This window comes from Atlantibacter sp. (assembly GCF_032062175.1).
Lineage (GTDB): Bacteria > Pseudomonadota > Gammaproteobacteria > Enterobacterales > Enterobacteriaceae > Atlantibacter.
In genome coordinates this window covers 13,007-28,251 of the sequence record NZ_DAMBQK010000038.1, presented here as the reverse complement: position 1 = coordinate 28,251, position 15,245 = coordinate 13,007, and the positions used below count along the sequence as shown (strand labels likewise).

Here is a 15,245-nt window from a genome sequence, read left to right as displayed (position 1 = left end):
CAAAACTCTATGCCCGTCCTTTTTTACCCGCACATTACTGGGGATTCCCCAGCGCGCAAGCGGGGGTTTTGCTTTCAGGCAACACCCCCTCGTTTACGCAGAATCGCTTTCCGTTATCCCCTGTCGTTTCAACATTCACGTAGAGCCAAATAAACAGGCTGGCGCATTTTCTGAGGTATTCGGACAGAAGCAATAATGTTTATTTAAAATTCCGAAAATTACATTTTTAGAAACCTTATCTCACTTTTATTCATGCTTATTCTTTCTTTGAAATATATCATTCCTGCAATGTCATATAGGGCGCATCTATTTCTTTAGCTGATGGTTGCTCTATTAATGGCAGTCATAAAAAGGATGAATAAAAAGGATTAAAAATGAAGATAAGCACACTGGCATTAGTGATGATGAGCATGGTTACAGCATCAGCAGCGCAAGCAGCTGAAGTTTATAACAAGGACGGTAATAAACTGGACGTCTACGGACGAGTGAAAGCCATGCATTACATGAGCGATTACTCTGCAAAAGACGGCGATAAAACCTACGTGCGTTTCGGCTTTAAAGGTGAAACGCAAATTAATAGTGAACTGACTGGCTATGGCCGTTGGGAAGCGGAATTCGCTGGTAACAAAGAAGAAGGTGCGGCTAACACGCAGAAAACCCGCCTGGCTTTTGCTGGCTTAAAACTTCAGGACTACGGCTCGCTCGATTATGGTCGTAACCTGGGCGCGCTGTATGACGTGGAAGCCTGGACCGATATGTTCCCGGAGTTCGGCGGCGACTCCTCCGGTCATAACGATAACTTTATGGCTAAGCGTGCCAATGGTCTGGCGACTTACCGTAACACCGATTTCTTCGGTACCGTCGATGGTCTGAACACCACCCTGCAATACCAGGGAGCCAATGGCGACCGCAGCGCGCGCACTGAAAACGGTAACGGTTTCGGTACGGCAATGACCTATGACTTTGGCGGCAGCCCTTACAGCATTGGTGCCGCGTACACCAACTCTGAACGCACCGACAGACAGAATATCCAGCGTGTCGGCAGAGGCGACAAAGCAGAAGCCTGGGCGACCGGCCTGAAATACGACGCCAACAATATCTACATTGCGGCCATGTATTCTGAAACCCGTAACATGACACCGGTTTATGCCAGTGACAGTTACATTGGCGCAGCGAATAAGGCACAGAACGTTGAAGTGGTTGTTCAGTATCAGTTCGACTTCGGTCTGCGTCCGTCCCTGGGCTATGTCCAGTCGAAAGGTAAAGATATCGAAAACATCGGCGACGTTGATTTAGTCAACTACTTTGACGTGGGTGCGGTTTACTATTTCAACAAAAACATGTCCGCCTTTGTTGATTACAAAATTAACCAAATTGATAAAAACAATGCGCTCGGCATCAACGACGATGACATCGTTGCCGTGGGTATGACTTACCAGTTCTAATCAGCAACAAAACCCCCGCGTAAACGGGGGTTTTGCTTTTAAAGAGGGGAAACTATCAGGCGGTGAGTTTGATATTCGCTTCGGCAAAATCATCTGCCGGCTCTAGCTTCAGATCCAATGACGCTAACAACTCACGCAGACGCTCATGGAAATCACGCAGGGTTTGCTCCAGCTTTTCATTCACTTCACGATCTTTAATCGGCGTTGACTGCCAGTGGCCTTCTTCATCATAAAGACCAAAATGCCAGGTATAGGTAAAGCGCTTCTCTTCCGCTTCCAGTTCCATCCACCATCCCCAGAACTCACGCTTTTCCGGCACGGGTTTGACATTGACGCAAACTGCCAGGCAATCGAAAAAGAAACGGTTGTCTTCACATTGCCCTTCCCGGATATACGGGCCCAGGGCCGTGAACTTTTTAATCATCCTGCTCTTCGGGTGTCCACTCGGTAACGTCATTGCAATCTCCTTTGGTGAAGCAACTGTTTTACCAAAACAATGGAATTTAGCAATCTATTAACCAAATCGATTGTTAATCCATCCGGCAATTTCTTTTAACGCTTTATCAAAATTGCGATACACCGGATTAAAGGGTATCTCCAGCAATTTGCCATCGGATGATGACGAGGTGATGAACCGCGACTCCTCAGGCGGGCTGAAAGGATCGTTTTTCCAGTAACCTGACAGCATCGGCGTCGGACAACGGCGGCCCAGCAACCCCTGAGTTTTTAGCGAATAGCGGTTGAGCTCGGTGCGCAGCGCGGTATCCGCCGCATCGTACATGCCCAACCGGCTGGCCAGCACGTCCATATACATTTCCGGCACTTTGTTTTGTAGCGTGGTGTCAGTCAGCAACTGATGCACCATTGGTCCCAGACACGCCACCGCTCTGAGGCGCGGCGATTCGAGATAGGCTAAGCGCACTGCCACGTTGGCCCCAAAACGAAAGCCGAACAGCGCCACGCGGGTGTGGTCAATCCAGGGGAGTTCCGGCAGGGATTTCAACACGTGCTGGTGCAGCAGGCTGGAGTCCTGGGTGAGTTTCCATTTTGCCGAGAAGCCGACCGACGGCATATCAAGGGTCAGCATCGCAATGCCCAGCGGCGCGAAATATTGCTCGAACAGATTGAAATAATCGCTTTGTAACGCGTCCAGACCACCGCACATCAGCACGGTAGGGAACGGTCCGTCACCCTTCGGTTGGTGTAAAAAACCGCTGACGGGGCTGCCGCCAGGTACGTTAAATTCCAGCTCGCGGATGTTGAACGGCAGGCGCTGCACCGCTTCCTGATAGGCGCGGTTCCCCAGCGCCTGGGCTTGTTCCGCCAGCTCATCGCCTTTTAAGTGCGGATAGGCGGCGATGCTGTAAAGATTAGAGGCTTTCAGCCAGTGGCGACCGGCGGTGGCGTCGTCTTCCGCCTGCCCTGCCCGTTGCTGCCACAGCATGGCCTGTTTCGACCATTCGTAAATCCAGTTACCGCCGCGATAGCCGATCACCGTGTCGTACAGCGCCGGATCGGTACGTTCGGCGTCACTCATCACAATGCGCGCCTGCACGTCGAGAATTTCACGCGGATCGATGCCGCGCCATACCCACATCAGGCGGTTAATCATCCGATACCAGTGGGGAATATTTTTACCATCAAGGGCGGACTGAATGGCGGGATGGCCAGTATGGTGCACCCGCCGAACGAGTGTTGACGTCTCCGGGTGTTTAAAGCGGGGTTTAAACAGGGTTTCGCTCAGATTTTTTGCCATGTCGTTCAGCCTCCATAACGCTCAATGGCCCTATTGTAGCGTGTCAGGGGCTAAAAAAAACAAACGCCCGGCAAGCGGGCGTTGATATCAGTCAGGCAAAATGCTGTTTCGCATTAACGGCCAGACAACGGCGGTACAAAGACCACGCCCATGTCCCACGGCTGCTCAATCCAGGTGTCCTGCGGGATGTCGACAACATAGTCATTCACCAGCGGTTTCCCGGCCGGCTTGGCGAAAATGGTCACGAAATGCGCTTTAGGGTACATCTCACGGATGGCAACCGCCGTACCGCCAGTGTCCACCAGATCGTCAATCACAATAAAGCCTTCGCCATCGCCTTCAGCGCGCTTGATCACTTTCAGCTCGCGCTGGTTGTCGTGATCGTAGCTGGAAATACAGACGGTATCGACATGGCGAATACCCAGTTCACGGGCCAGCAGCGCGCCAGGGACCAAACCACCGCGGCTCACGGCAATAATGCCTTTCCATTGATCGGCTGGCAGCAAGCGGCTTGCCAGTTTGCGGGCGTGAATCTGCAACATGTCCCAGGTGACGATGTATTTTTCGCTCATGTGAAGTGTCCCGGCCTGTTTTAAACGGCTTAAAAGTATTCAGGGGAAAATAGGTTGCGCGAGATTATAGAGATCTGACGCACTAAAAACCAGTGCTGTGCGGCATCCGCTGCGGTTTTTACGTGAGGCGGTCTACATGATGTAACAGAAAGTGGTATGCTCACGACATCACGCAAGCCTGGCTTGTGGTACATCGTAATCAGGTAAACCTGTGACCGGCAGCCCCTTTTGCCGGGTCAACGTCAAGGAGACTTAACGTGTCTGAACTGTCTCAACTCTCCCCGCAGCCGCTGTGGGATATTTTTGCCAAAATCTGCTCCATCCCTCACCCGTCTTATCATGAAGAACAACTCGCCGAACACATTTTAAGCTGGGCCAGTGAGAAAGGACTGGAAGCGGAGCGCGACAGCGTTGGCAACATCCTGATCCGCAAACCGGCCACTGCCGGTATGGAAAACCGCAAAACGGTGGTCCTGCAAGCGCACCTTGATATGGTGCCGCAGAAAAATAACGATACCGACCATGACTTCACCAAAGACCCGATTCAACCGTGGATCGACGGCGAATGGGTGAAAGCGCGCGGCACCACGCTGGGTGCAGATAACGGCATCGGTATGGCGTCCGCGCTGGCGGTGCTGGCGGATGATTCCGTGGCCCACGGCCCGCTGGAAGTACTGTTGACCATGACCGAAGAAGCAGGCATGGACGGCGCGTTTGGTTTGCAGCCAGGCTGGTTAAAAGCCGACATTCTGATTAACACCGACTCCGAAGAAGAAGGTGAAATCTACATGGGCTGCGCAGGGGGTATCGACTTTATCACCACCCTGAAACTGGATCGCGAGGCAATTCCGGCAGGTTTTGAGACCTTCAAACTGACGCTGAAGGGCCTGAAAGGCGGCCACTCTGGCGGCGATATTCATTTAGGCCTGGGCAACGCCAACAAACTGCTGGCGCGTTTCCTGGCCGGTCACGCCAAAGAACTGGACCTGCGTCTGGTGGACTTTAACGGCGGCACCCTGCGTAACGCCATCCCGCGTGAAGCCTTTGCCACCGTTGCCGTTCCGGCAGACAACGCGGCTGACTTGAAAAACCTGGCCAGCCACTATCAGGACATCCTGAAAAACGAACTGTCGGTAGTGGAAAAAAATCTGGTGGTGCTGCTGGATAGCGCAACAACCGATAAATCCGCCCTGACCGCGACAAGCCGCGATGCGTTTATCAGCCTGCTGAACGCCACCCCGAACGGCGTGATCCGTAATTCCGACGTGGCGAAAGGCGTGGTGGAAACGTCCCTGAACGTCGGCGTGGTAACCATGGAGCAGGACAGCGCGCAGATTATCTGCCTGATCCGTTCGCTTATCGACAGCGGTAAAGATTACGTAGTCGGTATGCTGGAATCGCTGGGCGGCCTGGTCGGCGCGCAAACCGAAGCCAAAGGCAGCTATCCTGGCTGGCAGCCGGACGCCAGCTCACCGGTCATGGCGCTGGTGCGTGAAACTTACCAGAAGCTGTTCAACAAGACGCCGAACATTCAGGTGATCCACGCGGGTCTGGAATGCGGTCTGTTCAAAAAACCGTATCCTGACATGGATATGGTGTCGATTGGGCCAACCATCACCGGGCCGCACTCCCCGGATGAGCAGGTTCATATTGAAAGCGTCGGTCAGTACTGGACGCTTCTCACGGAACTGCTGAAAGCTATTCCGGCTAAATAAGTCATAGATTAAGGGCAACGCGATGTTGCCCTTTTTTTATTCGCTCAGTTCACGGTATTCCAGCAGCGTATGCGCCTCGCCCAGCCATTTCTGCATTCGGTAATTCACGAAATCCTCACCCCGTAACCCCACGGTTTGTTTCGCTATGACTTTGAACCCGTGCCGCTCAAAGAAAGGCCGCGCCGTAATGCTGGCTTCGGTAAACAGCGTGGCAATGTTTTGCGCGCGGGCCTGGTTTTCCAGGCGATTCAGCAGCGCGGTAGCGGTTTTTTGCCGCTGGTAATCAGGATGCACAAACAGCAAATCAAGATGCCCATCGCGCTCAAGAGTAATAAACCCGGCAATTTCGTCATGGTTACAGGCGACAAACGTCCAGGCGTGCGACAGACGTACCATCCAGCGTTGTTCATCAATCTGCGCCCAGGCGCGGGTTTGCGCCTCGTTATAATCCCTGGCCGCCACTTCGCTAACCGAGCGCAGGAACACCTCTACAACATCAGGGAAATCGCGTGGATGATAGCGACGAATAACTGGCGCGCTTTTTACCATCACTGCCTCCTGTATTAATAAGTCAAAGACCAAGCACCAACTGACGCTCCAGTTGTGGGTCAAGCAGGGTGACATGCAGGCCCACCAGGCGAACGCCGCGCCCGGCGCGCCGCTCGTCCCAGGTTTTACGCGCCGTGGCAAGCAAATCTTCTTTATTGAGCCGTGGCCAGACGTGCTCCTGAGTGGTGAGCTGGAAATCATTAAACTTAAGCTTAACGCCCTGGCGGGCAATTAACAGGTCGGGTTTAACATTCGCCAGCCGGCGCTCCAGTTCCGGGTACAGGCGTTCGACGATTTGCTCACAATCGGCCCAGTCGTGAATGTCCTCGGCCAGGGTACGTTCCACGCCGATGGATTTACGCTGCCGGTCGTTGCTGACTTCACGCTCATCAATACCCTGGCTGCGCTCCCACAGCACTCGCCCGAATTTACCAAAACGCTTTAACAGTGAGGCCAGATCGCATTTCTGCACGTCTTCACAGGTTACCAGGCCCAGCTTTTCCAGCTTGCCTGCCGTGACTTTCCCTACGCCCGGGATTTTCGACAGCGGCAACGTTTTCAAAAACGCAGGCATTTCTTCCGGGGTGATCACGCACTGGCCGTTGGGCTTATTGAGATCTGAGGCGATTTTCGCCACGAACTTTATTGGCGCGATGCCGGCGGAGGCGGTGAGTTGCAGTTCATCAAAAATGGTCTGGCGGATTTCTCGCGCCATTAACGTTGCCGAGCCGTGGCAGTGCGGGCTGTCGGTGACGTCCAGGTAGGCTTCATCCAGCGAGAGCGGTTCGATCAGCGGCGTATAGCGCAGGAAAATTTCACGGATATGGTTAGAGGCTTCTTTATAGGCGTCGAAGCGGCCAGGCAACAGCGTGAGATGGGGACAAAGTTTCAGGGCCATTCCCGTCGGCATAGCACTACGCACGCCAAATTTGCGCGCCGGATAGTTCGCCGTGCTGATGACCCCGCGCCGCTCCCGGCTGCCGCCGATAGCGATGGGGATATAGCGTAATGCCGGGTTGTCGCGCATCTCTACGGCTGCAAAAAAGCAGTCCATATCGACGTGAATAATTTTGCGCATAGCCCACCTCAGGAATAACACTGGATAAGTATACAGCGTGATTTAGCAAATTGAGAAGAGCGGGATAAGACATCGCCCCCATAAAGGAGGCGATTCGGATTAGAGAATGCGGTTCTGGCGCTGAGCCGCCCGGGCGAGACGCTTTTTACGCGCATCGCAGGGTTCAGGGCAGTCGCACACTTTCTCCATGCCCAGCGCGGAAATCCCTCCGCAACTCCCCTGGAGGGTTTTACGTTTGATCAGCACGCCAAGCGACATGCCGAAAATCACCAGCAGGAAGATGGCAAAGGTGGCGATAAAAATGGTCAACATGATTAACCTCCGAAATCATCCAGCAGGATGTTTTCATCCTCAACGCCCAGGTTCCTCAGCATGGTAATAACCGCAGCGTTCATCATCGGCGGGCCACACATATAGAACTCGCAATCTTCCGGCGCAGGATGGTCGCGCAGGTAGTTTTCGTACAGGACATTATGGATAAACCCGGTATAGCCGGTCCAGTTATCCTCCGGCAGCGGATCGGACAGCGCAATATGGAAGGTAAAGTTCGGATTGTCCCGCGCCAACTGCTCAAACTCCTCCTGGTAGAACATTTCGCGCAGCGAGCGCGCGCCGTACCAGAAGCTGATTTTGCGTTGGGTTTTCAGGCGCACCAACTGGTCGAAAATATGCGAACGCATCGGCGCCATCCCTGCCCCGCCGCCGATAAACACCATTTCTGCGTCGGTCTCTTTGGCAAAGAACTCGCCGAACGGCCCGGAAATGGTCACGCTATCCCCGGCCTTCAGCGACCAGATATACGAGGACATCATCCCCGGCGGCGCATCAGTTACGCCCGGCGGCGGCGTGGCGATACGCACGTTCAGCATGATGATGCCTTTCTCGTCCGGGTAGTTCGCCATCGAATAGGCGCGTACGCAGGGCTCGGTCACGGTTGACTGGAAGCGGAACAAATTGAATTTTTCCCAGTCGCCACGATATTCCTGCGGCACGTCGAAATCGGCGTAATTCACCGTGTGCGGCGGGCATTCGATTTGAATGTAGCCGCCCGCGCGGAACGGGACATCTTCACCTTCAGGAATGCGCAGTTTCAGCTCTTTGATAAACGTGGCTTTGTTATCGTTAGAGATCACTTCGCACTGCCATTTTTTAATCCCGAAAATCTCTTCCGGCAGCTCGATTTTCATATCCTGGCGCACCGCCACCTGGCAGGCTAAACGGCAGCCCTCTTTGGCTTCGCGTTTCGAGATATGCGCCCGCTCGGTGGGCAGAATGTCCCCGCCGCCGGACTTCACCGTCACGCGGCACTGGCCGCAGGAGCCGCCGCCGCCACAGGCGGATGACACGAAGATCCCCTGGTTTGATAAGGTATTGAGCAGCTTGTCCCCCGCCGGAGCGCGGAACTGTTTATCGGTGTCGTCGTTGATTTCAATCACGACATCGCTGGCGTTAACCAGTAGCGATTTGGCGAACAAAATCAGCACTGAAAGCACCAGCACAATCAGCGTGAACATCCCCACGCCAAGTAATATTTCTGTCATAGCTATCCCTTAAAGCTGCACACCGGAGAAGGACATAAAGCCCAGCGCCATCAAGCCGGTGGTAATAAAGGTAATCCCCAGGCCGCGCAGACCCGCTGGTACATTGGCGTATTTCAGCTTTTCGCGGATCCCCGCCATGGCGACAATCGCCAGCATCCAACCGATGCCAGAGCCAAAGCCGTAAACGATAGATTCGCTGAAGTTATAGTCGCGCTGCACCATAAACGAGACGCCGCCGAAGATGGCGCAGTTCACCGCGATCAGCGGCAGGAAGATGCCCAGCGCGTTGTACAGCGACGGGAAATACTTATCGAGGATCATCTCGAGGATTTGCACCAGCGCGGCGATTACCCCAATAAACGTGATGAAGTTCAGGAAGCTCAGGTCGACACCGTCCACCAGCGCGCCATCACGCAGCACCAGGTTAAACACCAGATTGTTGACCGGCACCGAAATGCCCAGCACCACGGTGACTGCCACGCCCAGGCCAAATGCCGTCGAAACCTTTTTCGACACCGCCAGGAAGGTGCACATCCCCAGGAAGAAGGCCAGCGCCATGTTTTCGACAAACACCGCGCGCACAAACAGGCTTATGTAATGGGCCATGGAATTACTCCTTTTCCTGCTGTTCAGGCTTCAGGGTACGCAGCGCCCAAATCAGCAGCCCGATAATAAAGAACGCGCTCGGGGCCAGCAGAAACAGGCCGTTCGGCAAGTACCAGCCACCGTTTTGCACGGTATCCAGTACGGTGACGCCAAACAGTTTGCCGCTGCCGAAAAGCTCCCGCAAGAAGCCGACCACGATCAAAATCACGCCGTAACCCAGACCGTTGCCGATGCCGTCCATAAAGCTCGCCAGCGGCGGGGATTTCATGGCGTAAGCTTCGGCGCGCCCCATCACGATGCAGTTGGTGATAATCAGGCCGACAAATACTGACAGCTGTTTAGAGATCTCATAGGCGAAGGCGCGCAGGATCTGATCCACCACGATCACCAGCGAGGCGATGATCGCCATCTGCACGATGATGCGCACACTGTTGGGGATGTAATGCCGGATCATCGAGATAAACATGCTGGAAAACGCCGTTACCAGCGTCACCGCCAGAGTCATCACAAAAGCCGTTTCCAGTTTGGTGGTGACCGCCAGCGCCGAACAGACGCCGAGCACCTGTAAGGAGATCGGGTTGTTATCCACCAGCGGGCTGACGAGCACCCGCTTGATCTCTTTCATATTGCTGATTTCAGCCATTGTTGAGCGCTCCTTCACGAAGGCGTTTTAAGAACGGGCCAAAACCGCGTTCGCCCATCCAGAAATCAAAACTGTGCTGCACGCCGTTGGAGGTCAGCGTCGCGCCGGAAAGCCCGTCCACGCCGTATTCATCGCCTGAACGCGCGCCGCCTTTGGCAATCTTCAGCGCCGGTTTGCCGCTCTCATCAAGCAGCTTCTTACCGACCCAGCCTTGCTGCCAGTTTGGGTTTTCGATTTCGCCGCCCAGACCAGGGGTTTCGCCGTGGTCATAGTACGTAATGCCCTTAACCGTGCGGCCATCAGTATCCAGCGCCACGAAGGCGTACATCACCGACCACAGCCCGTTGCCGTAGACCGGCAACACGATCTCCTGAGTTTGCTGCTGCTCGTCACGCACCAGATAGATTTCCGCAATATTGCTGCGGCGCTTAATGCCCGCCGGGTCCTGCTCCGCGGGCAGTGCGATGCTGAGCTCCGGGTCTTTCAGCGCCAGGCTTTGATCGAACTGCGCCGGGTCTTTGTTAACGAACTCGCCAGTTTTCAAATCCACCAGCCGCGCGCTGATACGCGTGTCATAGATTGATTTGACCTCTTCGTTGGTCAAATTTGGGGCCATCAGCCCGGCGACCTGCAAAATATTGCGCTGCTTATCAAGCAGCTTTTGCTCTTGCTGACGCGACTTCAGGCCCACCGCCGAGCCCGCCACAATCACCGAGCACACCAGGCACAGCACCAGCACCGCCAGCAGCGTTCTGCCTGGGGTATCGAAACTTTTCACCTCAGCCACGGGACGCCCTCCGCTTGATATTGGCCTGCACCACCACGTAGTCGAACAGCGGCGCAAACAGGTTGGCAAACAGGATCGCCAGCATCATGCCTTCCGGATACGCCGGGTTGACCACGCGGATCAGTACGCACATCACGCCAATCAACGCGCCGTAACACCATTTGCCTTTCTCGGTAAAGGAAGCGGACACCGGGTCGGTAGCCATAAACATCATCCCGAAGGCAAACCCGCCGAGCACCAGATGCCAGTACCAGGGCATGGAGAACAAGGGGTTAGTGTCGGAGCCGATGAGATTAAACAGCGTGGCGGTGGCGATCATGCCGAGCATGACGCCCGCCACGATGCGCCAGGAAGCGACGCGGCCAAACAAAATAATGGCCCCGCCAATCAGGATCATCAGCGTAGAGACTTCACCAATCGAGCCGGGGATAAAGCCGAGGAAGGCATCCATCCAGCTCACCGGCAGACCAGTGGTGATATCCACCAGCGATTCGCCGCCGCCCGTCGCCCACTGGGAGAGCGGCGTCGCGCCGGAAAAGCCGTCCGCTGCGGTCCACACCAGGTCGCCGGAGATTTGCGCCGGATAGGCGAAGAACAGGAACGCGCGCCCCGCCAGCGCCGGGTTGAGGAAGTTACGCCCGGTGCCGCCGAACAGCTCTTTGGCAATCACTACGCCAAAGCTGATGCCCAGCGCCGCCTGCCAGAGCGGCAGCGTCGGTGGGATAATCAGGGCGAACAGGATCGACGTAACGAAAAAGCCTTCGTTGATTTCATGTTTGCGCACGATAGCGAACAGCACTTCCCAGAACCCACCCACCAAAAATACCGTCAGGTAGAGCGGCAGAAAGTAAACGGCTCCCAGCGTCATCATGCTGATCCAGCCCGCGTCCGGCGCGAAGCTGACGCCGAGCCACTGCGCCGTCTGGTAATGCCAGTTGTTGGCAATCACCTGTACCAGTTGCGCAGGCTCGTAGAGCTTGTTTAAGGCGGGAATCGTTTGCAGCCCGACGTTGTACATGCCCCAGAACATGGCCGGGAATACCGCGAACCACACCAGGATCATCATGCGCTTTAAGTCGATGGCGTCACGCACGTGGGACGCGCCCTTCGTGACCATGCCCGGCGTGTAAAAGAGGGTGACCGTCGCTTCATACAGCGGGTAATACTTCGCCAGCTTGCCGCCCTCAATAAAATGCGGCTCCAGCTTTTCAAAAAAGTGCTTCAAACCCATTGCTTATCCTTCCTGCTCAATACGGGTTAACACGTCGCGCAGCACCGGGCCGTACTCATATTTTCCGGGGCAAACATAGGTACAGAGCGCTAAATCCTCTTCATCCAGCTCCAGACAACCTAACGCCTGCGCGGCATCGGTATCGCCCGCCAGCAAATCGCGCAGCAGTAGGGTCGGTAAGATATCTAACGGCATCACGCGTTCGTAATTGCCGATCGGCACCATGGCGCGCTCCCCACCGTTGGTATCGGTGGAGAAGTTAAACAGCTTGTTTTTCAGGAAGTGGCCCAGCGTGGTGCGGGTAATCGAGAACTTCTCTTTGCCGGGCATCACCCAGCCGAACAGCTCTTTGTCCCCGCCTTCAGGCAAGACACTGACCTGGAGATGAAAACGCCCCAGGTACGCATGCGGCCCGTGGGCGCGCACGCCGTTTAGCACCGAACCGGAAATAATGCGGTTGGCACCGTCCTGCAACTCTCCTGCGGTGAGCTCGTCCAGCGATGCGCCCAGCCGGGTGCGGATTAAACGCGGGTTTTTCACCTGTGGGCCACCGAGCGCAATGACCCGCTCGGTCCACAGTTCGCCGTCGATGAACAGCTTGCCGATAGCAATCACATCCTGGTAATTCAGGTGCCACACCTGCTTATGCAGGCTGACCGGCTCCAGAAAGTGAATATGGGTGCCCGGCAGGCCCGCCGGGTGGGGACCGGCAAACTCGTTAAAAGTCACCTGGCCGCTGGTATGGCCGCCTAACTTGCCGCCGCTGGCCTGGCAGACGTGTACTTTGCCCGGCGTGAGGCGCGCGAGTACGCTCAGCCCCGCATCAAACATGGCGCGATGGCTAAGAATAATCGGCTCAGGCCTGGCGCTCAGCGGGTTGGTGTCCATGGCAGTGACGAAAATCGCCGCCGGTACGCTGCCCGGTACGGGCGCTTTACTGAATGGACGGGTACGGAACGCCGTCCATAATCCGGAATCCAGCAACTGGCTTTGCACCGTTTCACGGGGAAGCGAGGCCAGCGAGGCGCGCTCATGGCGGGCAAAGGTTCGCTGCTCATCGCCTTCAACGCGAATGACCACAGACTGTAAAACACGTCTCTCCCCACGGTGGATCGCCACCACCTCGCCGCTGGCGGGCGCGGTGAACAGTACGCCGGGGATTTTTTTATCTTCAAACAGCGCCTGCCCTTTAATGACCCGGTCGCCTTCTTTGACCAGCATTGAGGGGCGCATGCCAACGTACTCCTCGCCACGCAAGGCTACGTGCTGAATAACGGGGCCATCCGTCACCTGCTGTTCCGGCAGGCCCGCGATGGGAAGATTTAGCCCTTTTTTAATTTTAATCATAAGGTTAGCACGGAATAGTTAACGTAATTCCCGGCATGGAATGCCGAAACCAGAGTTGAACATCGCTGCAATGTGGAAGAAAAGAAGGATGGGACGTTACGAATGCGCTACTGCCGACAACGCCAGAAAAGGCAAAGTTCGGGTAATGATCGTCAGGAGAATTTCCTTTCTTCTGTGCAGGTCATCATACGGCGTGAATGGTATCATCAATCGATTGATTAGCGTCAGAAATAGATGAAAAGGAATAATAACTGCGAGGAAGCGCGCAAAGTTTTTGCCGCGCGCAGGCGGGCCAGGCAATACTGTGTAGCAAAACTGAATTGTAAACTCACCTCGGCGCGCTTGCGAAAAATAACAGCGGTGCTAATGTGAGCGCACTCAATCCAGAATCATCCGATTTAGGGTTTCTTTTTGTTGTGCCGTTCCGGCATTTGTTATCGATTTATCAAGGAAACAAGCAGTATGCGTAAAATCGCAGTGTTACTTGCGATGCTTCTGATGCCGTGCCTGGCGTTCGCCAGCCTACTCAGCAATGACAGCGCCACACCGATCAAAAAAGAACTGAGACAGCAGCTGATGGGCTCGCCGGTTTATATTCAGATCTTTAAAGAAGAACGCACCCTCGATCTGTATGTGAAAATGGGCGAGCAGTACCAACTGCTGGACACTTACCGCATCTGTAGCTATTCCGGCGGCCTCGGCCCGAAACAGCGCCAGGGCGACTTCAAAAGCCCGGAAGGGTTTTACTCGGTGCAGCGCAGCCAGTTGAAGCCGGATAGCCGCTTCTATAAAGCGATTAATATCGGCTTCCCTAACGCGTATGACCGCGCGCACGGCTATGAAGGCAAATACCTGATGATTCACGGTGCCTGCGTGTCGGTTGGCTGCTACGCCATGACCGACCAGGGCATTGACGAGATCTTTCAGTTCGTGACCGGCGCGCTGGTGTTTGGTCAGCCTACCGTTCAGGTGAGCATTTATCCGTTCCGCATGACCGACGCCAACATGCAGCGCCATAAATACTCGTACCACATCGATTTCTGGAAGCAACTGAAGCCGGGTTACGATTATTTCGCCGCCACCCACCAGCCGCCTGTGGTCTCGGTAGTGGATGGCCGCTATGTAGTCAGCAAGCCGATCGGCAGCCAGGCGGTTCAGCCGCAGCTAGCCTCAAACTATACGCTCCCCGAGACAAAATAACGCCCACTCACCTGGCATGATTTTTTGCCAGGTTTCATTGCCGGTCAGCGGCTGAGTGGCAATCACGGTGACCACATCGTTGGGTGTGGTCTCCTGCTGAAAGTCGATTTCCACGTCCTGATCCAACAGCTTCGCCACGCCAAACGGCGCACGCCGGGTTATCCAGAATAAGTTGGTCGAGCAAAACGCCATCACGTAGCGCCCGTCTGACAACAACATGTTAAACACGCCCTTGTCACGCAGCTCCCCCGCCAGCGACGCAACATAGCGAAATACCGCTTCCATATTGCCAGGCGTGCGCGGATAGCGCGTGGTCAGCTTATGCAGCAGCCAGCAAAAGGCTTTCTCGCTGTCAGTTTCCCCAACCGGACGAAAATTCCCGGTCTCCAGACTCTGGTAGCCTTTAAGCTGCCCGTTGTGCGCGTAGGTCCAGTTACGGCCCCACAGTTCGCGGGTAAACGGATGGGTGTTTTCCAGCGCCACTTTTCCCCGGTTCGCCTGGCGGATATGCGCCACCACCGAACAGGATTTGATTGGGTATTCCTGAACCAGCCGGGCAATGGGCGAATTAAAGCTGGGCTGCGGGTCTTTAAAGGTGCGACAGCCTTTACCTTCATAAAAGGTAATACCCCAGCCATCTTTATGCGGACCGGTGCCGCCGCCGCGCTGAACCAGTCCGCTAAAGCTAAAGCAGATATCGGTTGGCACATTGGCGCTCATCCCGAGCAGTTCACACATCACCCACCTCCCGTTTCAAAAAAGGGGCTTGCGCCCC

General features: G+C 55.1%; 17 protein-coding genes. 4 read left to right on the top strand and 13 right to left on the bottom strand.

The window, feature by feature from the left end:
- On the top strand, positions 1 to 196 hold a 196-nt coding region (locus RT120_RS21370; RefSeq protein WP_312985864.1), incomplete at its 5' end, for a hypothetical protein.
- 178 nt (positions 197 to 374) lie between these two features.
- Positions 375 to 1,445, top strand: coding sequence for a phosphoporin PhoE (gene phoE, locus RT120_RS21365; protein ID WP_312985862.1), 1,071 nt, complete (start codon positions 375 to 377; stop codon positions 1,443 to 1,445).
- A 55-nt stretch (positions 1,446 to 1,500) separates the two neighbouring features.
- Here phoE and crl read toward each other — a convergent pair whose 3' ends face one another.
- The 3 genes from crl to gpt form a co-directional block, all read right to left on the bottom strand.
- The gene (gene crl / locus RT120_RS21360; protein WP_312985859.1) at positions 1,501 to 1,902 is read right to left on the bottom strand and encodes a sigma factor-binding protein Crl; all 402 of its coding nucleotides are present in this window, start codon (positions 1,900 to 1,902) and stop codon (positions 1,501 to 1,503) included.
- Positions 1,903 to 1,959: 57 nt separating this feature from the next.
- Positions 1,960 to 3,201, bottom strand: a complete 1,242-nt coding sequence (gene frsA, locus RT120_RS21355; protein WP_312985857.1) for an esterase FrsA — start codon at positions 3,199 to 3,201, stop codon at positions 1,960 to 1,962.
- Positions 3,202 to 3,314: 113 nt separating this feature from the next.
- Positions 3,315 to 3,773, bottom strand: coding sequence for a xanthine phosphoribosyltransferase (gene gpt, locus RT120_RS21350; RefSeq protein WP_312985856.1), 459 nt, complete (start codon positions 3,771 to 3,773; stop codon positions 3,315 to 3,317).
- A gap of 257 nt (positions 3,774 to 4,030) precedes the next feature.
- Between gpt and pepD the strand changes: the two genes are divergently transcribed.
- Positions 4,031 to 5,488, top strand: a complete 1,458-nt coding sequence (gene pepD, locus RT120_RS21345; RefSeq protein WP_312985854.1) for a cytosol nonspecific dipeptidase — start codon at positions 4,031 to 4,033, stop codon at positions 5,486 to 5,488.
- Positions 5,489 to 5,524: 36 nt separating this feature from the next.
- Here pepD and RT120_RS21340 read toward each other — a convergent pair whose 3' ends face one another.
- The 9 genes from RT120_RS21340 to RT120_RS21300 all read right to left on the bottom strand — a co-directional run bounded on the left by RT120_RS21340 (position 5,525) and on the right by RT120_RS21300 (position 13,270).
- Entirely contained in the window at positions 5,525 to 6,037 is a 513-nt protein-coding gene (locus RT120_RS21340) for a GNAT family N-acetyltransferase (protein WP_312985852.1), read from the bottom strand.
- Between the two features lie 22 nt (positions 6,038 to 6,059).
- Positions 6,060 to 7,115: a DNA polymerase IV gene (gene dinB, locus RT120_RS21335; protein WP_312985850.1), complete on the bottom strand. Its 1,056-nt coding sequence runs from the start codon at positions 7,113 to 7,115 to the stop codon at positions 6,060 to 6,062.
- A gap of 99 nt (positions 7,116 to 7,214) precedes the next feature.
- Positions 7,215 to 7,427 (bottom strand): (Na+)-NQR maturation NqrM, encoded by a 213-nt coding sequence (gene nqrM, locus RT120_RS21330; protein ID WP_312985848.1) that lies wholly within the window; start codon positions 7,425 to 7,427, stop codon positions 7,215 to 7,217.
- 2 nt (positions 7,428 to 7,429) lie between these two features.
- Positions 7,430 to 8,656, bottom strand: a complete 1,227-nt coding sequence (gene nqrF / locus RT120_RS21325; protein WP_312985846.1) for an NADH:ubiquinone reductase (Na(+)-transporting) subunit F — start codon at positions 8,654 to 8,656, stop codon at positions 7,430 to 7,432.
- A gap of 9 nt (positions 8,657 to 8,665) precedes the next feature.
- Positions 8,666 to 9,262: an NADH:ubiquinone reductase (Na(+)-transporting) subunit E gene (nqrE, locus tag RT120_RS21320; protein ID WP_125295130.1), complete on the bottom strand. Its 597-nt coding sequence runs from the start codon at positions 9,260 to 9,262 to the stop codon at positions 8,666 to 8,668.
- Between the two features lie 4 nt (positions 9,263 to 9,266).
- Positions 9,267 to 9,905 (bottom strand): NADH:ubiquinone reductase (Na(+)-transporting) subunit D, encoded by a 639-nt coding sequence (locus RT120_RS21315; protein ID WP_125295131.1) that lies wholly within the window; start codon positions 9,903 to 9,905, stop codon positions 9,267 to 9,269.
- A complete protein-coding gene (locus RT120_RS21310) occupies positions 9,898 to 10,692 on the bottom strand; it encodes a Na(+)-translocating NADH-quinone reductase subunit C (protein WP_312985844.1) in 795 nt (264 codons plus the stop codon). The genes RT120_RS21315 and RT120_RS21310 overlap by 8 nt, the downstream gene beginning before the upstream one ends.
- A complete protein-coding gene (locus tag RT120_RS21305; protein WP_312985842.1) occupies positions 10,685 to 11,923 on the bottom strand; it encodes an NADH:ubiquinone reductase (Na(+)-transporting) subunit B in 1,239 nt (412 codons plus the stop codon). The genes RT120_RS21310 and RT120_RS21305 overlap by 8 nt, the downstream gene beginning before the upstream one ends.
- A gap of 3 nt (positions 11,924 to 11,926) precedes the next feature.
- On the bottom strand, positions 11,927 to 13,270 hold the full coding sequence (locus RT120_RS21300; protein ID WP_312985840.1) for a Na(+)-translocating NADH-quinone reductase subunit A: 1,344 nt from the start codon (positions 13,268 to 13,270) through the stop codon (positions 11,927 to 11,929).
- Positions 13,271 to 13,732: 462 nt separating this feature from the next.
- On the opposite strand from RT120_RS21300, the gene dpaA reads away from it, so the two are divergent.
- A complete protein-coding gene (gene dpaA, locus RT120_RS21295) occupies positions 13,733 to 14,470 on the top strand; it encodes a peptidoglycan meso-diaminopimelic acid protein amidase (RefSeq protein WP_312985839.1) in 738 nt (245 codons plus the stop codon).
- On the opposite strand, the gene RT120_RS21290 is transcribed toward dpaA, so the two are convergent.
- Entirely contained in the window at positions 14,441 to 15,208 is a 768-nt protein-coding gene (locus RT120_RS21290) for a class II glutamine amidotransferase (protein WP_312985837.1), read from the bottom strand. The two genes, dpaA and RT120_RS21290, sit on opposite strands and share 30 nt — an antisense overlap.
- Positions 15,209 to 15,245 lie beyond the last annotated feature (37 nt).